A 21,475-nucleotide genomic window follows, 5' to 3' on the forward strand; every position below is an offset into this window, starting at 1 on the left:
GCATCGTGAGGTTGCCCGCTTCGGCGGGCTTTTTTTGCGGATTCTGTTGCGGATTCGGGTAGGGTCCCCTGGCGAACCTGGCCCGCCGTCCAGGCTTCAACGCCATCGACCGATTACACTCGTCGCTCGGCTTCGACGCGCGTGGGCGTCAGGGCACGACTTTGCCCCGACATCGATTCAACTAGGCATACTTGTCGCCGACCGTACTGCGAATCGGATGGGTGTCGTACACGATGATCATCCGTTCGATGAGCCCCGCCGTGTCGAACTCGAACACGTCGACGCACTCGAAGCGCGCCACCGAACCGTCTTTCAGGCCCCAGTCGTAGATGAAGTAACCTGTCGCACGTCGAGCCCCGCTCGTGCTGACGCAGATATCGATCGGTGTAATCCTGCTTTCTCCCGATGCGGCAGCGACCTTCGAAAAGAAGGGCTCGGGGTGCATCCAGCCGAGAAATGGCGAGAAAATCTGCGCGTCCGGCGTAAATAGCGCGCAAATGGCGCAGACGTCGCCTCGCTCCAGTTCCCGAAGGTAAGCGCGAACCTGTTCCGTGTAGAGTGATTCCGACGTTGAGCCCAAAATTATCCTCCGATCATTCGTCGACGACCCCGTTCATTCGCGAGAACAGGGCATCCGGTAGACGCACGATAGCGACGCACCGATGACCGAACAATCGAAAAATTTGCAACCCGGGTATGCGGCGCATGCATATCCGCTGGCCGATCTGACGCGCCCGCTCCCGCCGCTGGCGGCGATTCAGTCGTTCGTCGCCGCAGCGCAGCTGGGCAGCGTCAGCAAGGCCGCGGATCATCTATGCCGCACGCAAGGCGCAGTGAGCCGCCAGATACAGCAGCTGGAAACGCATTACCGATGCGCACTGTTCGTGCGCCATGTATCGGGGCTGACGTTGACGCCGGAAGGCAATGCACTGCTGACGGTCGCGGTCGACGTGCTCGCGCAATTGGTCAGGCATGCGGATGCCCATGCACGGGCGACCTCGGTGCTCACGTTGAAGTTGCCGTCCACGTTCGCCGTTCGCTGGTTGCTCCCACGGCTGCCGGACATTCATCGCGCGATGAGCGGGACGGAGCTGCGTCTCTCGACATCCGCGGACGACACGCCGGATTTCGCCACGTCCGACGTCGACGCCATCATTGTGCGGGGCACGGGGCAGTGGACCGGTATGGACGCGGTACCGTTGTTTCCCGAGCGGCTCACGCCAATGTGCGCGCCCGCATTGGCGACATCGCTGCGATCCGTTGCCGACCTTGCGCATGTCGATTTGCTCCATCCCGGGCCCAGCCGCGCAGAGTGGCGATGCTGGCTCGATCACGTGGGGGCACGCCAGATCGATGCGGGACGTGGGCTCGTATTCGATACCCTCGAATTGACGCTCGCGGCATCGACGGAAGGACACGGCATTGCAATCGGCGACCCGCGAATGGCGCGAGACCGACTCCGTGCCGGATCGCTCGTGACACCGTTCGAGGATGTGGCTGAAGACGGCCTTTCCTACTTCCTCGTCTATCCGCCCCAACGGGCGGCACAACCGAAAATTCGAGCCCTCGCCGATATCCTGCTACGACTGGCGCGAGAAGATTGATTGACAGGCGAGCATCCGATACGTGGCTCGGAGCCGATCTTCAAATGGCGCCCCCAACCTGCCGACGAATGACGGGCCCGGTCAGAGATCGCCGCGTACTTCACCGGTTCCCAGCGCGCTGCGCTGCCGGTTGACTTCCGCCCACAGCGCATCGCTGTCGTCTTCGCGCAGCACGACCATGCAGTCCAGTTGATCGTCGGTTACGCCGAAGTACTCCAGAATTTCCCGCCGGACCCCCTCAATGAACTCCGCGTATTCCGGCGTTGCCTGCGCCCGCGCGTGCAGGGCGTCGTATTCCGCATCGTCCACGCCGCCGCCGTGCTCGTCGACATAGCGCGAGATCCACTGGTCTCGTTCGTGGTCGTAATCGGCCTCGGCGCGCATCGCTTGCACAGCCGTGTAGAAATCCAGTTGGGCAAATGCGGCAATCGCCGCCGTTGTCGCCTCGTCGAATGTCGTCGTCATTCCATCTCTCACTTCAGTCATCGCCCATCATGGGTCACGCGGGGAAGCCGCTATCGCACGCGGTTTCAGGTCGCGAGCGAGAAAACCGGCAGCGCGGTTCCGAACCGCCCGTATGCGTTCACTGCATCGGACGGTTCGATCGTATCGGGCACGTTGAAAGGGAAGGGTTCAGTCTACCTGGACGGTTTGCCAGGTTTGCCACGCCCGCCGGCAGATTTGCCCGCGGCCTTCCCCGCCGGCGGCTTGGCCGCCGGTTTGCTGCGCGGCTTCTGCACGCTGAACGGGCTGCCGATGGTGTAGTCGGGACCCTTGCCGGCACCCGTGGCCGTCGCATGCTGCGCCCCGGACTTGCGCTTGCCTTCGCCGCCCTGCGTATGCGGCTTCTTGCCCGGCCCCGGTTTGGCGACCGGCACGGCTTGCTGCACCTTGGGCTTCTTCGGCTTTTTCGGCTTCTTGACGATCTGACCCGTCGCGCTGGTTTCCGGCACGCGGTGTTCGGCTTCGAAACCCGGCTCTTCTTCCCGACGCAGCGTCTGCCGGATCAGCGCTTCGATCGCGGCCAATTGCGGCGCTTCATCGGCGCACACGAGCGACACCGCGACACCGCTGGCGCCCGCACGGCCGGTACGGCCGATACGGTGCACGTAGTCTTGCGCGACGATCGGCAGATCGACGTTGATCACCAGCGGCAGATCGTCGATATCCAGCCCGCGCGCCGCCACGTCGGTGGCGACCAGCATCTGCACTTCACCCGTCTTGAAACGCTCCAGCGCGCGCAAACGTGCGGGTTGCGGCTTGTCGCCGTGGATCGTATCGACCGCGTAGCCCGCTTTCTCCAGCATGAGCGCCAGATAATCGACGCCATTGCGGGTCTTGACGAATACCAGCGCATGCTCCCACTTGTTTTGGGCCACCAGGTGCATGAAGAGATCCGGCTTGTTCCGCTTGTCGACCGGCACCACCCATTGCTTGATCTTGCTCGCCGTGGCGTTGGGCGGGCTGACGCTGATGTCGACCGGGCTGCGCAGAATGCCCGCCGCCATCGTGCGGATCTCGTCGGAGAACGTGGCCGAGAACAGCAGCGTCTGGCGCTTGGCGGGCAACGCGGCAAAGACCGCGTCGAGTTCGCGCGCGAAGCCGAGATCCAGCATGCGGTCGGCTTCGTCCAGCACCAGCGCCTGCACCTGATCGAACTGCACGGCGTTCTGGCGATGGAGGTCGAGCAAGCGGCCCGGCGTGGCAACGAGCACGTCCACGCCCTTGCGCAGCTTCATCATCTGAGGATTGATGCTCACGCCGCCGTACGCGGCCAGAAATCGCAGATCGAGCCCTTTGCCGTACGCGACGAAGCTCTGCAGCACCTGTTCGGCCAGTTCTCGCGTGGGCACCAGCACCAGCACGCGCGCACGGTTGCTGGACACCGCCGGGCCGTGTTGCACCAGCCGTTGCAACAGCGGCAGCGCAAAGCCGGCCGTCTTGCCGGTGCCGGTCTGCGCGGCGGCCATGACGTCCTTGCCGCCGAGCACGGCGGGAATCGCCTTGGCCTGCACCGGCGTGGGTGTCTGGTAATTGAGGCTCTGCACATTGCGCAGCAACGGCTCGATCAGGCCAAGCGAGGCAAAAGACATGGACGTATTCCGGGCGAAAACCGCAATTCTAGCGGTTACCGTCCCGGTTGCGCCCCACCCGCGCCGCCGCGCAACCGCATGTCCACCGCCCCGCGTCGGGACCGTGTCGAGCGACCGGATCGCGTCGACGAGCACACTGCACCAGCGCGCCTCGTCCTGGCGGATATGGGCGGCTCGGCCGGCCCCCATTCGCTGACGCAACCCGAACTCGCGACGACACTCCGCGACAACAAGCTCGATGCGCTGGAAGCCGCGCAGCCCGACCTGATTGTCACCGCCAACGTCGGCTGCCAGACTCGTCTGAACGGCGCGGGCCGCACGCCCGCGCGTTACTGGATCGAGCTCGCCGACAACCGGCTGGTCGACTGACCGCCGATTCCGCAGGAAAGCCATGCAAACGAAACCCGAACTCGAACTGGCCGATGCCGAGCGCATGCTCGCCGCTGCCCGCGAGGAAGCGGAACGCCACGGCTGGGCCGTGTCGATCGCCGTCGTCGACGATGGCGGGCACCTGCTCGCGTTCGCGCGGCTGAACGGCGCATCGCCGGCCAGCAGCTACCTTGCGCAGGACAAGGCGCGTGCGGCGGCGCTCGGCCGTCGCGACACGAAGGCGTATGAGGATATGATCAACGGTGGCCGCACCGCGTTTCTGAGCGCGCCGCTGACGGGATTGCTCGAAGGCGGCGTGCCGGTTACGGTCGGCGGCCGGATAACGGGCGCGATCGGCGTGTCTGGCGTAAAGTCCGAACAGGACGCGCAGATCGCCCGCGCCGGCACACGCAGCGTCGCGGAATAACCAGCCAAGCCGCGCACGCGTTTTTCATTCCCCGGGAGGATTCACGATGATCGACCAAGCAGGACTGCAAGTCGCGCCAGCGCTGAGCCAGTTCATTGAAAACGAAGCGCTGCCGGGCACCGGCATCGACAAGGCCGCGTTCTGGAGCGGTTTCTCGGCCCTGGTGCACGATCTCGCGCCGCGCAACCGCGAGCTGCTCGCCGAGCGCGACCGCCTGCAGCAGGAACTCGACGCGTGGCATCGCGCGCACCCCGGCCCGGTACGCGACCATGCCGCGTATCGCGCATTTCTCGAACGAATCGGCTATCTCGTGCCGGTCCCGTCGAACGTCGCGGCAGCCACCGCGAACGTCGACAGCGAGATCGCCACGCAGGCCGGCCCGCAGCTCGTCGTGCCGCTGTCGAACGCGCGCTATGCGCTGAACGCCGCGAACGCGCGCTGGGGCAGCCTGTACGACGCGCTGTACGGCACCGACGCGTTGCCGGAAGACGGCGGCGCCGAACGCACGTCGGCCTACAACCCGACGCGCGGCCAGCGCGTAATCGACTACGCGCGCGGCGTGCTCGACAACGCCGCGCCGCTCGCGAGCGGCTCGCACCGCGACGCACTGCGCTACCGCGTGCAGGACGGCCAGCTTGCGGTCGAAACCGGCAAGGGCGTCGTGCATCTCGCGCAGCCCGCGCAGTTCGTCGGCTACCAGGGTGCGGCCGACGCGCCGTCCGCGATCCTGCTGAAGCACAACGGCCTGCACCTCGAGATCCAGATCGATGCGTCGACGCCGATCGGTCGCGCCGATCTCGCGAACGTGAAGGACGTCGTGCTCGAAGCCGCGGTCAGCACGATCATCGACTGCGAGGATTCGGTCGCGGCGGTCGACGCCGACGACAAGGTCCAGCTCTACCGCAACTGGCTCGGCCTGATGCAAGGCACGCTCGCCGAGGAAGTCGCGAAGGGCGGCAAGGTCTTCACGCGCCGCCTGAACGCCGATCGCGAGTACACGACGCCGGCCGGCGGCACGCTGTCGCTGCACGGCCGCTCGCTGCTGTTCGTGCGCAACGTCGGCCACCTGATGACCAACGGCGCGGTGCTCGACCGCGACGGCAACGAGATTCCGGAAGGGATCCTCGACGGCGTCGTCACGACGCTGTGCGCGCTGCACGACCTGAAGGCCAAGCGCAATTCGCGCACGGGCTCGATCTACATCGTGAAGCCGAAAATGCACGGCCCGGCCGAAGTCGCATTCGCCGACACGCTGTTCGCGCGCATCGAGGAGCTGTACGGCCTGCCGCGCAACACGCTGAAGATGGGCATCATGGACGAGGAGCGCCGCACCAGCGTGAACCTCGCCGCGTGTATCGCCGCGGCCGCCGCGCGCGTCGCGTTCATCAACACCGGCTTCCTCGACCGCACCGGCGACGAGATGCACACCGCGATGGAAGCGGGCCCGATGATCCGCAAGGGCGACATGAAATCGTCGGCGTGGATCCAGTCGTACGAGCGCAACAACGTGCTCGCGGGCCTATCGGCCGGCCTGCGCGGCCGCGCGCAGATCGGCAAGGGCATGTGGGCGATGCCGGACCTGATGCACGCGATGCTCGAGCAGAAGATCGCGCATCCGCGCGCCGGCGCGAACACCGCGTGGGTGCCGTCGCCAACCGCCGCGACGCTGCACGCGCTGCACTACCACCTCGTCGACGTGCAGGCCGTCCAGCAGGAACTCGAGAAGACGCCGTACGCGAGCGAGCGCGACGCGCTGCTCGAAGGGCTGCTGACGGTGCCGGTCGTCGAGCGCGCCGCGTGGAGCGAAGCCGAGATCCTGAGCGAGGTCGAGAACAACGCGCAGGGCATCCTCGGCTACGTCGTGCGCTGGGTCGAACAGGGCGTCGGCTGCTCGAAGGTGCCGGATATCCACGACGTCGGCCTGATGGAAGATCGCGCGACGCTGCGCATTTCGAGCCAGCACATCGCGAACTGGCTGCGCCACGGCGTGATCACCGAGGCGTTCGTGCTCGACGTGTTCAAGCGGATGGCCCGGGTCGTCGACCAGCAGAACGCCGGCGACCCGAACTATCGCCCGATGGCGCCCGGCTACGACCAGTCGACCGCGTTCCAGGCCGCGTGCGCGCTCGCGCTGCAAGGTACGTCGCAGCCGAGCGGCTATACCGAGCCGCTGCTGCACCGGTTCCGGCTCGCGTTCAAGGCGCAACAGCACGGCGCATGATCCTGCGCATGCGGGCGCTCCCGCATGCCGGGCGCCGGCTGCACGCCGGTCTTGCGAAACGGGCAGCCTCGCGGCTGCCCGTTTTCATATTCGCGTTCACCCGACCGTTGAAACCGATAATGGGCGCCTGTCGCGCGCTTTCTCGGACGATGCCGCCGGCCGTTAATCCGCCGGTATCCGCAACCGTTTGCCGCGCGACCTGTCCCGCCGCCCCGCAAAGCCTTGCGCCGCAACGCTCCGCCCGATATCGGCAAGCGCCGGATTACGCCGTAATTTGACCCTGATCAACAGGTTGCGACATTTTCCGCGCACGCAAACACGCGCGTTATACTCCGTGGCATTCGCATCGCGCGATTCGTCGGACCGTCGAATTGCAGCAGACGTTACCTGTGAATACAGGCTTCATCGGTTTATCCGGCCGCGATTGCCGATAATCGGTACCCGTTTTCTCCGCTGAACGCAACGCATCCACGGGAAGGGCTGCGCACCGGATCGCCACCGGTAGTCATACGAACAATCGCATCGGCCCGGCGCGCGGCGACGATGCCCCCGATCCACGGACCATGGCAGAAACCGACTACGCAATGCCCAGCGAATCCGGCCTGACGAGTCGTGTCGCCGCTCATCTGCGCCGGTTCCTGCTGCCACACCTGATTTTCTATACGGGGCTGCTGATCGCGCTGATCCTGCTGCTCCTGTGCGGAATCGTGCTGTACGAAGGCCGGATCGACGCGCGCGACCGCTCGCGCAGCATGCAACAGAACCTCGCGCTGATGGCGTCGTGGGACATCGAACGCAACATCGAAATCTATTCGCTTTCGCTGCAGGCCGTCGTCGAAGGCATGAACGACCCCGCGGTCGTCGCCTTGCCGATGCCGCTGCGCCGCCAGGTGCTGTTCGACCGGGCGACGACGGCCAAGTACCTCGGCGGCATCTATGTGCTCGACGCGAAAGGCGACATCGCGGTCGACGGCAAGAGCGACGTGCCGCGCAAGGCCAACTTCGGCAACGAGCCGTACTTCACCGTGCACCGCGACCGGCCCGACGTCGGCCTGTATGTCAGCGATCCGTATCATTCGCGGCTGCGCGGGGGCTCGCCGAGCATCGCGCTCAGCCGACGGATCACGCGGCCCGACGGCTCGTTCGGCGGCGTCGCCGTGATGTCGATCCGGCTCGAATATTTCCAGAACCTGTTCTCGCGCCTGTCGCTCGGCGATCGCGGCTCGGTCGCGCTGATCAACACGGACGGCAAGATGGTCGCGCGCGAGCCGTACGACCCCAAAATCGTCGGCCGCGACATCAGCCGCGCGAGCACGTTCCGGCACTTCATGACCGCCAGCGAAGGCAGCTTCGCCGATACCGCGTCGATCGACGGCGTGCGGCGCCTGTACGTGTTCCGGCACCTCGAACACCTGCCGCTCATCGTCATGGTCGCGCGCTCGGAAGCGGACACCTACGCCGCATGGTACGACCGTGCGATCCCGATCGGCTCCGCGATGGCCGCGCTCGCGATCGGCTTCGTCGGCCTGTCGCTGCTGCTCGACGTGCAATTGCGCAAGCGTCATCGCGCGGAAACCGAGCTGCAGGCGCTCGCGCGCACCGACGGCCTGACGGGCCTCGACAACCGCCGGATGCTCGACGTCACGCTCGCGCGCGAATGGCGCCGCGCCGCGCGCTCGCAACATGCGCTGTCGCTGCTGTTCATCGACGTCGACGACTTCAAGCGCTACAACGACACGCAGGGCCACCAGGCCGGCGACGACGCGCTCGCCGCGGTCGGCCACTGCGTCGCCGGCTGCCTGCGCCGCCCGGCCGACTATGCGGCGCGCTACGGCGGCGAGGAATTCGTCGTGGTGCTGCCGGACATCGACACGGCCGGCGCGGTAACGATCGCCGAAACGATCCGCACGGGCATCATCGATCTCGGCATCCGACACGACGCCGGCACGGTCGGCCGGCTGACGGTGAGCATCGGCGTGACGACCAGCTATCCCGAACGCGACGACAACATCCAGGCCGCGCTCAAGCGTGCCGACGATGCGCTGTATCGGGCGAAGGAAGGCGGGCGCAATCGCGTCGTCGTGCAGGCGGCCACGCTGGCCGACGATCTCGAATCGCGGCGGGCCTGAGCGTCCAGGCAGCGGGGGCGGCCGCCGTCCGCATGCAAAATCGTCGACAATACCGGCTCGATACGCCGCCGCGCGGCCGATGCACCCGGCCCGCGGCGCCTGGCTGGCCGCGCTTGGCCGACCGCGCTTGGCCGACCGCGCCTAGCCGGCCGCGCTTGGCCGGCCGCGCCGCTTCGCACCACCATGAGACTCAAGGCAAAGATCTTCCTTCTGGCCATCGTGCCGTTCCTGCTCGCGATCGCCGGCATCGGCTTCGGCGTGCGCCAGCAGGCGACGTCGCTCGCGCGCACCCAGCATGCGACGATCCAGGCCGCGTACCTGTCGAGCAAGGAAGTCGAACTGAAACACTACGTCGAGCTCGCGACCAGCGCGATCATGCCGCTCTACGACGCGAGCGGCCGCAACGCGCGCGACGACGCGCTGCTGCGCACGCAGGCGCTCGCGATGCTGCAGAAGATGGATTTCGGCCCCGACGGCTATTTCTTCGTCTACGACCTGCACGGCAATTCGCTGATGCATCCGCGCGAGCCCGAGCGCGTCGGCCACAACTTCTGGTCGATGCGCGATCCGCAAGGCGCGCTGACCATCCAGAAGCTGATCGGCGCGGCCTCGCAGGGCGGCGGCTACGTGCGCTACGCATGGCAGCGGCCGTCGACGGGCCGCGTCGCGCCGAAGCTCGGCTACGTCGTCGCGCTTGAGCGCTGGGGCTGGATGGTCGGCACCGGCATCTATCTCGACGACGTCGACACCGCACTGCAGCGCATCGACGCGCGCGCGTCCGCGAACATCGAGCGCACGATGAGCTGGCTCACCGCGATCGCGCTCACCGGCGCGGCGGCGATCGCCGTGTGCGCGCTGGTGCTGAACGTCAGCGAGTCGCGCAGCGCCGATGCGAAGCTCAAGCTGCTCGCGCAGCGCGTCGTCGAATCGCAGGAGCAGGAGCGCGCGCGGCTGTCGCGCGAACTGCACGACGGGATCAGCCAGATGATGGTGTCCGCGAAGCTGATGCTCGAATCCGCGCTCGCGCGCTTCGAGCGCGGCACGTCGCGCATGCCCGAAGCCGAGCAGGCGCTCGCGTCGGGCGTCGGGCGGCTCGGCGACACGCTGCGCGAAGTCCGGCGCATCTCGCATGCGCTGCGGCCGTCGATGCTCGACGATCTCGGCCTCGCGGCCGCGCTCGAGCAACTCGTACGCGAGCTGGGCGCCGAAAGCGGCATCGACATCGGCTATACGCAGGTCGCGCACAGCGGCACGCGGCCGCTGCCCGAAGCCGTCAACACCGCGCTGTTCCGGATCGCGCAGGAAGCGCTGAGCAACATCGTGCATCACGCGCGGGCGTCGCGCGCGGCCGTCACGCTCGACGTCGGCGCGCAAACCGTCACGCTGACGATCGCCGACAACGGCTGCGGCTTCGACGCCGAACGCTCGCAGGCCGACGCGCGCCGCGGTATCGGCCTGCGCAACATGCGCGAGCGCCTCGACGCGCTCGGCGGCACGCTGTCGATCACGTCGCAGGTCGGCCATACCGTCGTGGCCGCACGTGTGCCGCTACAACGCGCCGCCGCCTGAGCACGCGCCCCCCAACCGGAGACCTTTGCCCATGAGCGCCCCCGATACCGCCCGACCCGCCGCCCGACTGCTGCTCGTCGACGATCACCCGCTCGTGCGCGACGGCTTGCGGATGCGGCTCGAAGCGGCCGACCTGTCGGTGGTCGGCGAGGCCGGCAACGCGGACGAGGCGCTCGCGCTGGCCGCGTCGCTCGAACCCGATCTCGCGCTGATGGACGTCGGCATGAACGGCATGAACGGCATCACGCTCGCCGGCGTGTTCCACGAGCGTTTTCCGGGCATTCGCGTGCTGATGCTGTCGATGCACGACAACATCGAGTACGTGACGCAGGCGGTGCGCGCCGGCGCGAGCGGCTATCTGCTGAAGGATTCGCCCGCGAGCGAGATCGTCCGCGCGATCGGCGCGGTGCTGGCCGGGCAGACGTTCTTCAGCGAAGGGCTGGCCGCGCGGATGATCCAGGCCAGCGCGACCGCGTCGCCGCTGGATCGATTGACGCCGCGCGAACGCGACATCCTCGACGCGCTGGCCGAAGGGCTGTCGAGCAAGCAGATCGCGCAACAGACGGGGCTGTCGGTGCGCACGGTCGAGACGCACCGGCTCAACCTGAAACGCAAGCTGGAGATCGAAGGGCAGGCCGAGCTGATCAAGTTCGCGGTCGAGCATCGGCGGCGGTAGGCGCGCCTGTCGGGCCGATCCGCCGCGAAAGGCGCGACCGATCACATCATCGCGGCGCCGGAAACGGATCGCGCCGCGTTCGTCGATGCGGTGGTCGACGATTGCGTGCGGATGCCCGGCGTCGGCGCATGACGCGCAGTCGACGCGCCGCGATGAAAAAAGGCGCCCTCTGGGCGCCCTTCGTGCCTCCGAACCGCGGCGTTGCAGCGGCCGTCAGTTCGTCCGCGAATTGTGCTTCTGCAGATACGCGATCAGCCCGTCGATCCCGCCCGTCGCGATCTGGCTCTTGAACTGGCCCTGGTAGACCTGGATCAGCCACGCACCCGACATGTCGATGTCGTAGATCTTCCAGTCGTTGCCGACCTTGCCCAGACGATAGCCGACCGACTGGCTGTCGCCCGGCGTCGTGACCGTCGACTGCACGAGCGCGTCGGCGCCCGACGCGCCGCCGGCCTTGAACGAGAACTTCGCGTCCTGGTTGCCGAGCTGCGCGAGCGACGCGGCGTAGGTGCGCGTCATCAGCAACCGGAACTGCTTGTACAGCTCCTGCTGCTGTTGCGGCGTGGCCTGCTTCCACGCGTCGCCGACCGCAATGCGGGTCGTGCGCTCGAAGTTCGTCACGGGCAGGAAACGCTGCTCGACGACTTGGGTGATTTTCGCCATGTCACCGCCGCGCGCGGCCGGATCGGCCTTCATCGCATTGACGGTGCCCTCGACCGCGGTGCGGACGACATCGACCGGCGCGCTCTGCGCGAAAGCGGAAACCGACACGGCGGCCGCCGCGACGAAAGCAAACAAATGACGTTTCATACGAATTTCGCACTCGATGGGAAAAAACGGCCGGCGCTTTGCATCGGCCGGTGGAGCAAAGTATACCGGGCCTGACGCCGCGGTGCCGCCCGGTGACCGACTGTTACCTTTCAGCGCCGTTTGTCACAGGCGGGCGAGCGTGGTGTCGACGCACCGCCGCGCCGATTATGTAAATATCCCCATACAAATGAGCCGGTCGCGCGATCCGTTTGCCACGTCTGGAGCAAATATCCTTCCCGCCCCGAATCTCCACGACGTCACGACCGTCGCCACGCCGCGCCGGTATACTTGGCTACTTTGCCCTAGCCAGCCGCTCCCCACCGCCACATGGTGACATCTCTCATCGTCCGACTCGTTGCGTGGTCGGTGCGCCGCCCCGTCTGGGTCGTCGTCCTGTCGCTCGTCATCGCCGCCTTCAGCGGCGTCTACGTCGCGCAGCATTTCAAGATCAACACCGACATCAGCAAGCTCGTCGATGCGGAACCGCAATGGGCCGCGCTCGGCAAGGCCGTCGATAAAGCGTTCCCGCAACGCAACGGCACGATCCTCGCGGTCGTCGAGGCGCCCGCGCCCGAATTCGCGACGGCCGCCGCGCATGCGCTGACCGAAGCACTGCAGAAAGACGCCGCCGCCGGCCGCATCGGCCCCGTCGCCGAACCGGGCGGCGGGCCGTTCTTCGAGCACAACGGGCTGCTGTTCCTGTCGCCGCAGGAGGTCTCCGATACGACCGCGCAACTCGCGAGCGCGCGCCCGCTCGTCAACGAACTCGCGAAGAACCCGAGCCTCGCCGGGCTCGCCACCACGCTGTCCACCACGCTCGGCCAGCCGCTCCTGACCGGCCAGGTGAAGCTGCCCGCGATGGCGAAGCTGCTCGCGCGCAGCGCGGCGACGGTCGACGACGTGCTGGCCGGCAAGCCGGCCGCGTTCTCGTGGCGCGCGCTGGTCGACAACGATGCCGCGCGGCAGCCCGCGCGCGCGTTCGTCACCGTGCAGCCGGTGGTCAACTACGGCGCGCTGAAGGCCGGCGCGGCAACGAGCCAGGTGATCCGCGACGCGGCCCGCTCGCTCGACCTCGAAAAACGCTATGGAGCGACCGTGCGCCTGACCGGCGAACAGCCGCTCGCCGACGACGAATTCGCATCGGTCGAAGACGGCGCCGCGCTCAACGGTGCGCTCACGCTGCTCGCCGTGCTCGTCATCCTGTGGCTGGCGCTGCGCTCGAAGCGGATGATCGGCTCGGTGCTCGTCACGCTGTTCGTCGGCCTCGTCGTGACGGCCGCGCTCGGCCTCGCGATGGTCGGCTCGCTGAACATGATCTCGGTCGCGTTCATGGTGCTGTTCGTCGGCCTCGGCGTCGACTTCTCGATTCAGTACGGCGTGAAGTACCGCGAGGAACGCTTCCGCGACGCGCGCATCGATCACGCGCTGATCGGCGCCGCCCACTCGATGGGCATGCCGCTCGCGCTGGCCACCGCGGCCGTCGCGGCGAGCTTCTTCTCGTTCATTCCCACCGCCTATCGCGGCGTATCCGAGCTCGGCCTGATCGCGGGCGTCGGGATGTTCGTCGCACTGCTGACCACGCTCACGCTGCTGCCGGCGTTGCTGCGTCTGTTCGCGCCGCCGGGCGAATCGAAGACGCCGGGTTTTCCGTGGCTCGCGCCGGTCGACGATTACCTCGATCGCCATCGCAAGCCGATCCTGATCGGCACGCTCGCGGTCGTGATCGGCGCGCTGCCGCTACTCGCGTTCCTGCATTTCGACTTCAACCCGCTGCATCTGAAGGATCCGAACAGCGAATCGATGGCGACGCTGCTCGCGCTGAAGGATTCGCCGCAAGCCGCCGTCAACGACGTCACGCTGCTCGCGCCGTCGCTCGCGCAAGCCGATGCAGCCGCGAAGCGCCTCGACGCGCTGCCCGAAGTCGGCCGCACGACCACGCTGTCGACCTTCATCCCCGCCGACCAGCCGGCCAAGCGCGCGGCGATCGCCGCGGCCGCGAGCGAGCTGCTGCCCGCGCTGACGCAGCCGGCCGCGCCGCCCGCGACCGACGCGCAACGCGTGGCGGCGCTCAAGCGCGTGTCCGACCTGCTGAGCTACGCGGCCGAAGATCACCCGGGCCCGGGCGCCGCGGCCGCGCAGCACCTGTCCGCGTCGCTCGCGAAGCTCGCCGCCGCCGACAGCGCGACGCGCGACCGTGCCGAACGTGCGTTCTCCGATACGCTGCGCATCGCGCTCAACCAGCTCGCGTCGCTGCTGCAGCCGCAGGACATCACGCGCGAATCGCTGCCGCCGCAGGTCGTGCGCGACTGGGTCGCGCCGGACGGCCACGCGCTCGTGCAGATCTCGCCGAAGGTGCCGAAGGGCGTCGACCCGAACGACGACACGATGCTGCGCCGTTTCGCCAAGGCCGTGAAGGCCGCGGAACCCGGCGCGACCGGCGGGCCGATCTCGATCCTGCATTCGGCCGACACGATCATCAACGCGTTCCTGCACGCAGCGCTGTGGTCGATCATCTCGATCACGATCCTGCTGTGGGTCACGCTGCGCCGCTTCGGCGACGTGCTGCGCACGCTGGTACCGCTGCTCGTGTCGGGCATCGTGACGCTCGAGATGTGCGTCGTGCTCGGCATGTCGCTGAACTTCGCGAACATCATCGCGCTGCCGCTGATGCTCGGCGTCGGCGTCGCGTTCAAGGTGTATTTCGTGATGGCGTGGCGTGCAGGGCAGACGGGGCTGCTGCATTCGAGCCTCACGCACGCCGTGCTGTTCAGCGCCGCGACGACGGCGACCGCATTCGGCAGCCTGTGGCTGTCGCACCATCCGGGCACGTCGAGCATGGGCAAGCTGCTCGCGCTGGCCCTGACCTGTACGCTGATCGGCGCCGTGGTGTTCCAGCCCGTCCTGATGGGCAAACCGCGCGTCAAACGCGCCAAGAACCAATCGCAAGGAATCAATGAATAAGGTGCGAATCATTGCGGCGACCGTCGCCGCCAGCGCGATGCTGACCGGCTGCGCGACGGGACCGAACCGCAATCCCAACGACCCGCTCGAGCCGATGAACCGGGCGATGTACAAGTTCAACGACACGGTCGATTCGAACATCGCGGTGCCGATCGCGAAGGGTTACCAGAAGATCACACCGACGCCGGTGCGCACCGCGATCAGCAACTTCTTCTCGAACCTCGGCGATCTCGGCAACATGGCGAACAACCTGCTGCAGTTGCGCATCACCGATGCGACGCAGGATCTGATGCGCGTGGCGATGAACTCGCTGTTCGGCGTCGCCGGCCTGATCGACATCGCGACGCCGGCCGGGCTGCCGAAGCATCATCAGGATTTCGGACTGACGATGGCGCGCTGGGGCATGCCGTCCGGCCCGTACCTCGTGCTGCCCGTGTTCGGGCCGAGCACGATCCGCGACGGCGTCGGCCGCGCGGTGGACGTGCGCTTCAACCTGCTGAACTACATCGAGCCGGCCGCGCGCAATCCGATGTACATCGCGCAGTTCATCAGCGCGCGCTCGGACCTGCTCGGCGCGACCGACCTGCTGAAGCAGGCCGCGCTCGACCCGTATTCGTTCGTGCGCGACGCGTACCTGCAGCAGCGCAAGTCGTTGACGTACCGGGGCCAGTCGGCGTCGGCCGCGCCGCCGAGCTACAACGAACCGGGCGAATCGGGTGCCGTGCCGGCGGCCGCGCCGGGCGTGCCGGGGCTGCCGAACTACGAGGATCCGGGCGATGCGGGCGGCGCATCGGGCGCCGCGCCGAACAACGCACCGGCCGCGCCGGGATTGCCGCAATACGACGATCCGGGCGCGGACAATGCGATGCCCGCAAGCGCACCGGCTACCGCGCCGGTCGCCGCGTCGGCGGCTGCACCGGCGGCCGCTTCGGCCGGTGCGACGACAACGCCGGCCGCCAACGGCGCGCCGATCGCGCCGGCGATGCCGACGCTGCCCGCGAGCAGCCCGGCCGCGCAGTAACGCCACAACGGCGGCCGCGCAAAAGCAAAGAGCGCTGCATGTGTGCAGCGCTCTTTTTTTGTCCGCGCGAAACGGCGGACCGGAAAGCGGGGGGAAGACGGCGGCGGTGCGTGCCGCTCAGACGATCCGCATCGCGCCCGCCCGCTCGAACGCGTGCCGCGCCTGGATCAGGGTCGTGCGCGCCGCGCGCGCGTCGCTGGCGACCTGCAGCAGCGGGCCGAGCTGCGACGGCTGCTTCAGCAATTCGCGCAGGATCGGCAGGATCGCCGTGCTGCCGTCGTCGCGCAGGCCGGCCGTTGCCGCACGCGGCAGCGTGCGCCACGCCGGATCGACGATCGCGCGACACACCGCGAACGGCACGCCGCGCGCGGCCGCGAACGCGGCGGCGATGTGCGACTCCATGTCGACGGCCAGCGCTCCCTTCGCGCGATGCAGCGACGCCTTGTCCTGTTCGCCGACGACCGGTGCCCCGACGGCCGCGACCGTGCCGCGCGCGACCCGCGCCCACAACGGCGTGTCGTGCAGCGCGGCGACGAGCCGCGTGCTCCAGCCCGCATCGGTCTCCACGCGGCCGAACGGCCCGTCGATCGCGCTCGCGATCACGAGCGCGCCCGGCGCCAAATCCGGCGCGAGGCCGCCCGCCGTGCCGAAGCTGACGATGCCCGCGCAACCGTGCGCGGTCGCATCGGTCAATGCGCGCTCGAGCCGGTCGGCCCGCGCGGCGAACACGGCCTCGACGCCGTGGCCGCGCGCGATGCGCGCCTCGAACGCCATCCCCGTCACCGCGATGACGGGCAATGCGCCGTTGTGCCGTGACATGCCCACGCGTTACATCCCGACCGTGACGCGCGTCTCGTTCGCGCGCTTCAGGTTGCGGTAGCGCGCGAGCGCCCACAGCGGGAAGAACTTGCGATAGCCGTGGTAGCGCAGGTAGAACACGCGCGGGAAGCCGGTCGCGGTGAAGCGCGTCTCGTCCCACAAGCCTTCTTCGTTCTGCCGGGCGACCAGGTAGTCGATGCCGCGCGCGACGGCCGGATTGTTCACTTCGCCGGCCGCCATCAGGCCGAGCAGCGCCCACGCCGTCTGCGACGCCGTGCTCGGTGCCTGTTCGAATCCGCGGTAGTTCAGCTTGTAGCTGTCGCCGTCCTCGCCCCAGCCGCCGTCCTTGTTCTGGATCGACAGCAGCCACTGCGCAGCGCGCTTCATGCGCGGATCGTCCGGCGTCAGGCCGGCCGCGTTCAGCGAGCACAGCGCGGTCCACGTGCCGTACACGTAGTTCATCCCCCAGCGGCCGTACCAGCTGCCGTCCGGCTCCTGTTCCTTCAGCATGTAATCGAGCGCGCGGCGGGCCGGCTCGCTGTTCAGCGGCGTCTCGCCGAGCTGCGACAGCATCGACAGGCAGCGGCCCGATACGTCGGCCGTCGGCGGATCGAGCAGCGCGCCGTGATCGGAAAACGGGATGTTGTTCAGGTAGTACTGCGTGTTTTCCGGTTCGAACGCGCCCCAGCCGCCGTCGCTGCTCTGCATGCCGACGACCCATTCGCGCGCACGCGCCATCGATTCGCGATACGTGTCCGACTGCGTGAGCTTCTGCGCGCGATCCATCGCCATCACCACCACGGCCGTATCGTCGACGTCCGGGTAGTACGCGTTCGCGTACTGGAACGCCCAGCCGCCGGGCCGAACGTTCGGGCGGCGCGAGATCCAGTCGCCGCGCACGTCGAGGATCTGCAGCGGGCGCAGCCATTCGAGGCCGCGCAGCACGGCTTCCTGCGCACGCGCATCGCCGGTTTCGAGCAGCGCATGCGCGGCGAGCGACGTGTCCCATACCGGCGACAGGCACGGCTGGCAATACGCTTCGTCGTCGTGCACGACGAGCAGCTTCTCGACCGACTTGCGCGCGAGCGCGCGGTTCGGATGGTCTTCCGCATAGCCGAGCACGTCGTACATCATCACCGCGTTGGCCATCGCCGGATAGATCGCGCCGAGGCCATCCTCGCCGTTCAGGCGCTCGTCGACGAACGACACGGCCTGACGGATCGCGCGTTCGCGCGTATAGCTCGGGAACAGGCCGTCGACCGCGCGCAGCGCATGGTCGACCACGCGGAAGAACGCGAACCAGCCGGCGCTCTGGTGCCCCTGGCGCGGCAGCAGCCCGGCGTTGACGGGCGGATCGATGAACAGCTCGTCGATGCGCACGCCGCGCGGGTTCTTCGCGAGCGGACGCTTCGCGTTCAGCACCAGCAGCGGCACGATCACGGTGCGCGCCCAGTACGACACTTTCGACAGGTGAAACGGGAACCACTGCGGCAGCAGCATGATCTCGACCGGCATCATCGGCACCGCGCGCCACGGAATCGCCCCGTACAGCGCGAGCTGGATGCGCGTGAACACGTTCGACATCTCGGCGCCGCCCATCGCATGGATCGCCTTGCGCGCACGCTGCATGTGCTCGGCGTTCTCGTCGTCGCCGATCACCTTCAGCGCGAAATACGCCTTCACGCTCGCGCTGATGTTCGGCGCGCCATCGGTGAACAGCGGCCAGCCGCCGTCGGCCTGCTGGATGCGGCGCAGATATTTGCCGATCTTCCGTTCGAGCTCGAGGTTCGGCGTCTCGCCAAGATAGTGGACGAGCAGCACGTATTCGGCGGGAATCGTCGAATCGGCTTCGAGTTCGTAGACCCAGTGCCCGTCCGGTTGCTGCGCGGCCAGCAGCGCGTCGGTCGCACGCGCGACAGCCGCGTCGACGCCGGCCGGCACGGCGCCGGCGGACAAGGTAGCCATTTCGGTGAGATCGTTCATCGGTCCCTCTGTTTATTGCGTCTGGAGCACGTCCGCGGCCAGCTGGCCGGAGCGGATCGCGCCCTCGATCGTGGCGGGCAAGCCGGTGGCAATCCAGTCGCCCGCGAGTACAAGATTGGTCCAGCGCGTACGCACGGCCGGACGTTTCATTTCCTGCGACGGCACCGCCGCAAAGCCCGCGCGCGGCTCGACGACGAGCTGCCACGCGGGGATGGTTTCCGGGTTCGCGCCGCTCACGCGCGCGACGTCTTCCCAAATGCGCCGCGCGAGTGTGTCGCGCGGCATGTCGCGCCAGCGGCCCGCATCGCGGATCGTCGCCGCGAGCAGGCCGTCGCCGGTCCGCACCGCATCGACGACACCGTTGACGACGGTCGTCTGCAGCGGATCGCCGGCCGGCTTCTCGACCGCGAAATACGCGGTCACGACCGCGCTGAACGTGTCGGGCGCGGTGAGTTCGGGCACGAGCGGCTGCGCGACTTCGGGCGGCACGGCCAGCACGACCGCGTCGCCTGGCGCAAGATCGATGCGCTCGCCGCCGACCGACACCGCATCCACCGCATTGCCGTACGCGCCGAATTCGAACGCGTCGAGCCGCGAATTCAGGCGAATCTGTGCACCGCCGTGCTGCAGCATCCGCAGCGCCGGTTCGACGAACGCGCTGCCGAGCCCGCGACGCGCGACGAGCGGACGGCAGCCGGGCCCGCCCGCCGCAAACGTGCCGCACAGCGCGGCGCGCGCGAGCTCGGCGCTCGCGTGGCGCGGCTCGATATTCAGCACCCCGAGGAAAAACGGCCGCAGCCAGCGATCCCACAGCACGCCGTCGCATCGCATCGTCTGCGCGAGCGAGCGGCCCGTGCGCGCGAACGCGAGCGGGGCGAGCGCGAGGTAGTCGAGCGGCGTCGTGCCCGGCGCGCGCGACGCGGCATCGAACAGCCACGACGGCCAGCGGCCGTTGCCGAAACGCAGCGTCCAGCGCTGCTGCGACGCGATGTCCATGACCGGGAATTCAGCCAGCGCGGGCCCCGCGAGCTGATCGGCCGCGCCGATCGCGCGCAGGTAGCGCTGCGTCGCGGGCTGTCCCGCGAAAACCGTGTGCAGCCCGCTGTCGAGCGTCGTGTTCAGCGTCCCGTCGAACCACGAGCGGCAGCGGCCGCCCGCGTGTGCGTGCGCGTCGTGCAGCACGATGCGCCGCCCGCGACGTTGCAGCTCGACCGCGGCCGACAGGCCCGCGAGTCCTGCGCCGATCACGTGGACGGTTCTGGGCATCGCGTCGGTCGACTCAGAACAGCGCGTAGCGCGCGGCGATCATCAGCATGCGCGCCTTCGGCTTGCGCAGCGGCGCGCGCGGCGCGGCAAAGCCGCGTGCGATCGCGGCGTCGAGAATGCAGCGATAGGCACCCGACATGATGCGCGGCGCCTTCACCTGCGCACGCGGGCAGGTGTCCATCACCGCGTCGGCCTGACGGAAGTGCTCGAGCGCGCGCTCGACGAGCGTCGCGCACACCCGCGGCAGCGCCGGATCGCGCACGATCGTCGCCGGATCCGTGATCGCGATGCCTTCGCGCGCGAGCAGTTCGCGCGGCAGGTAGCACCGGTTGATCGCCGCGTCGTCGTCGATGTCGCGCAGGATGTTCGTCAGTTGCAGCGCGCGGCCGAGGTGGTGCGACAGCGCGATCCCTTCGGCTTCCGGCATCCCGAAAATGCGCACCGACAGCCGGCCGGCCGCGCTCGCCACGCGATCGCAGAAGAGGTCGAGCGTCGGCTCGTCGGGCGCGCAGATGTCTTGCTCCGCGTCCATCGCCATTCCGTCGATCATCGCGTGGAAATCGGCGCGCTGCAGGTTGAACGCGCGGATCTCGCGATCGAGCGCGGCCAGGTGGCGCGGCGGGCGGCCGGCGAAGCATGCGTCGATGTCCGCGCGCCAGCGATCGAGGCCCGCGTTGCGCTCGGCGCGCGGCAGGTCGCTGTCGGCGATGTCGTCGACCGCGCGGCAAAACGCGTAGACCTGGAACATCGCATCGCGCTGCACGGCCGGCAGGATGCGCATCGCCAGATAGAAGGAGCTGCCCGATGTGACGGCAGCGGCGTCGGTTTCTTGTTCGTCCACGACGGAATGGGAAACGGCCAAGACGAGCTCCACGGAGACACCCACGCGGGGCGATTGAAGAAGCCATGCCCGGCTGGGATGGTCAGGGCGTCAAATGCGTGCGAGATATGCGAACGATCGACGCAGACAGGCACAAATTACCGGCCGGAAGCCGGAATTGGCCGAAAGTATAGCAATCTTTGAAGTTCGATGGCGGACGCGCACCATGTGGGGCGGGGTGTCGGGCGCCGTCTGGGCGCCCGTGCGGCCCGCTTCGGCGAATCGACGCCGCGCGGCGCGTCAGCCGTAAACGATGTCGCGCTGCAGATCGAGCGCGATGAGCCCCATTTCGCGCGTGAGCTGGAGCATCGAGCGGCGCTCGAGGCGCGAGCCCATGAAGCTCGTCACGCGCCCGTCGGGCTCGACGGTGAACTGGAAAACCGCGCCGCCCGTACCGAACCACGCGCCCGGCACGTCGGGCGATTCCTGCCAGTCGATCTGTTCGAACACGCGCGCGATGCCCGCACGCACCAGGTCGCCCGGGCCGATCGGCGGCGCGACGTCGCCCAGATCGTCGAGCGAATAGGGGCCGGGTTTGTTCGGCTTCCGGTAGAAGAGATAGTCGACGTTCATGGGGCGCAATCGCAGGTAAAGCAACAAATTAGCGCGCTTCGGCACAAATTCAAATCGGATCAGGACGAAATGTC

Annotated in this window: 17 protein-coding genes and 1 pseudogene; 9 read left to right on the forward strand and 9 right to left on the reverse strand. The window is 68.0% G+C overall.

Going from position 1 to position 21,475, the window contains the following annotated elements:
• Positions 1-181: 181 nt before the first annotated feature.
• Positions 182-580 (reverse strand): nuclear transport factor 2 family protein, encoded by a 399-nt coding sequence (locus WS61_RS05440; RefSeq protein ID WP_179949330.1) that lies wholly within the window; start codon positions 578-580, stop codon positions 182-184.
• An 82-nt stretch (positions 581-662) separates the two neighbouring features.
• Here WS61_RS05440 and WS61_RS05445 point away from each other — a divergent pair, with 82 nt between their 5' ends.
• A complete protein-coding gene (locus tag WS61_RS05445) occupies positions 663-1,604 on the forward strand; it encodes a LysR substrate-binding domain-containing protein (protein WP_059499587.1) in 942 nt (313 codons plus the stop codon).
• An 81-nt stretch (positions 1,605-1,685) separates the two neighbouring features.
• On the opposite strand, the gene WS61_RS05450 is transcribed toward WS61_RS05445, so the two are convergent.
• Both WS61_RS05450 and WS61_RS05455 read right to left on the reverse strand, forming a co-directional pair.
• The gene (locus tag WS61_RS05450) at positions 1,686-2,069 is read right to left on the reverse strand and encodes a hypothetical protein (protein WP_059499588.1); all 384 of its coding nucleotides are present in this window, start codon (positions 2,067-2,069) and stop codon (positions 1,686-1,688) included.
• Between the two features lie 173 nt (positions 2,070-2,242).
• Positions 2,243-3,697: a DEAD/DEAH box helicase gene (locus WS61_RS05455; RefSeq protein WP_059499589.1), complete on the reverse strand. Its 1,455-nt coding sequence runs from the start codon at positions 3,695-3,697 to the stop codon at positions 2,243-2,245.
• 171 nt (positions 3,698-3,868) lie between these two features.
• Here WS61_RS05455 and WS61_RS05460 point away from each other — a divergent pair.
• The 6 genes and pseudogenes from WS61_RS05460 to WS61_RS05485 form a co-directional block, all read left to right on the forward strand.
• Positions 3,869-4,066 (forward strand): annotated as a pseudogene (locus WS61_RS05460) (heterodisulfide reductase-related iron-sulfur binding cluster); the annotation flags it as partial.
• A 22-nt stretch (positions 4,067-4,088) separates the two neighbouring features.
• Positions 4,089-4,493, forward strand: coding sequence for a heme-binding protein (locus WS61_RS05465; RefSeq protein ID WP_059499591.1), 405 nt, complete (start codon positions 4,089-4,091; stop codon positions 4,491-4,493).
• A gap of 46 nt (positions 4,494-4,539) precedes the next feature.
• Positions 4,540-6,714, forward strand: a complete 2,175-nt coding sequence (locus WS61_RS05470) for a malate synthase G (protein ID WP_059499592.1) — start codon at positions 4,540-4,542, stop codon at positions 6,712-6,714.
• A 563-nt stretch (positions 6,715-7,277) separates the two neighbouring features.
• Positions 7,278-8,843 (forward strand): diguanylate cyclase, encoded by a 1,566-nt coding sequence (locus tag WS61_RS05475; protein ID WP_059499593.1) that lies wholly within the window; start codon positions 7,278-7,280, stop codon positions 8,841-8,843.
• Positions 8,844-9,026: 183 nt separating this feature from the next.
• Positions 9,027-10,412 (forward strand): cache domain-containing protein, encoded by a 1,386-nt coding sequence (locus WS61_RS05480; RefSeq protein ID WP_059499594.1) that lies wholly within the window; start codon positions 9,027-9,029, stop codon positions 10,410-10,412.
• Positions 10,413-10,443: 31 nt separating this feature from the next.
• A complete protein-coding gene (locus WS61_RS05485; protein ID WP_006485936.1) occupies positions 10,444-11,088 on the forward strand; it encodes a response regulator transcription factor in 645 nt (214 codons plus the stop codon).
• 213 nt (positions 11,089-11,301) lie between these two features.
• Here WS61_RS05485 and WS61_RS05490 read toward each other — a convergent pair whose 3' ends face one another.
• On the reverse strand, positions 11,302-11,898 hold the full coding sequence (locus tag WS61_RS05490) for a phospholipid-binding protein MlaC (protein WP_034205827.1): 597 nt from the start codon (positions 11,896-11,898) through the stop codon (positions 11,302-11,304).
• Positions 11,899-12,225: 327 nt separating this feature from the next.
• On the opposite strand from WS61_RS05490, the gene WS61_RS05495 reads away from it, so the two are divergent.
• Together WS61_RS05495 and WS61_RS05500 are read left to right on the forward strand one after the other, a co-directional pair.
• On the forward strand, positions 12,226-14,859 hold the full coding sequence (locus tag WS61_RS05495) for an MMPL family transporter (RefSeq protein WP_059499595.1): 2,634 nt from the start codon (positions 12,226-12,228) through the stop codon (positions 14,857-14,859).
• Positions 14,852-15,880 (forward strand): VacJ family lipoprotein, encoded by a 1,029-nt coding sequence (locus tag WS61_RS05500; RefSeq protein WP_059499596.1) that lies wholly within the window; start codon positions 14,852-14,854, stop codon positions 15,878-15,880. Before WS61_RS05495 ends, WS61_RS05500 begins: the two co-directional genes overlap by 8 nt.
• Positions 15,881-15,997: 117 nt before the next feature.
• Here the strand turns inward: WS61_RS05500 and WS61_RS05505 are convergent, their stop codons facing one another.
• From WS61_RS05505 to WS61_RS05525, 5 genes are all read right to left on the reverse strand, one after another.
• Positions 15,998-16,699, reverse strand: coding sequence for a phosphorylase (locus WS61_RS05505; protein WP_059499597.1), 702 nt, complete (start codon positions 16,697-16,699; stop codon positions 15,998-16,000).
• 9 nt (positions 16,700-16,708) lie between these two features.
• Entirely contained in the window at positions 16,709-18,682 is a 1,974-nt protein-coding gene (shc, locus tag WS61_RS05510; protein WP_059499598.1) for a squalene--hopene cyclase, read from the reverse strand.
• Between the two features lie 12 nt (positions 18,683-18,694).
• The gene (gene hpnE, locus WS61_RS05515) at positions 18,695-19,948 is read right to left on the reverse strand and encodes a hydroxysqualene dehydroxylase HpnE (protein WP_059499599.1); all 1,254 of its coding nucleotides are present in this window, start codon (positions 19,946-19,948) and stop codon (positions 18,695-18,697) included.
• A gap of 13 nt (positions 19,949-19,961) precedes the next feature.
• Positions 19,962-20,810: a presqualene diphosphate synthase HpnD gene (gene hpnD, locus WS61_RS05520; RefSeq protein WP_059499632.1), complete on the reverse strand. Its 849-nt coding sequence runs from the start codon at positions 20,808-20,810 to the stop codon at positions 19,962-19,964.
• A gap of 258 nt (positions 20,811-21,068) precedes the next feature.
• Positions 21,069-21,401 carry a hypothetical protein gene (locus WS61_RS05525; protein WP_059499600.1) on the reverse strand — a complete coding sequence of 111 codons (333 nt, stop codon included), beginning with the start codon at positions 21,399-21,401 and terminating at the stop codon, positions 21,069-21,071.
• Positions 21,402-21,475 lie beyond the last annotated feature (74 nt).

The sequence above is a fragment of the Burkholderia sp. ABCPW 11 genome, from assembly GCF_001523445.1.
GTDB lineage: Bacteria > Pseudomonadota > Gammaproteobacteria > Burkholderiales > Burkholderiaceae > Burkholderia.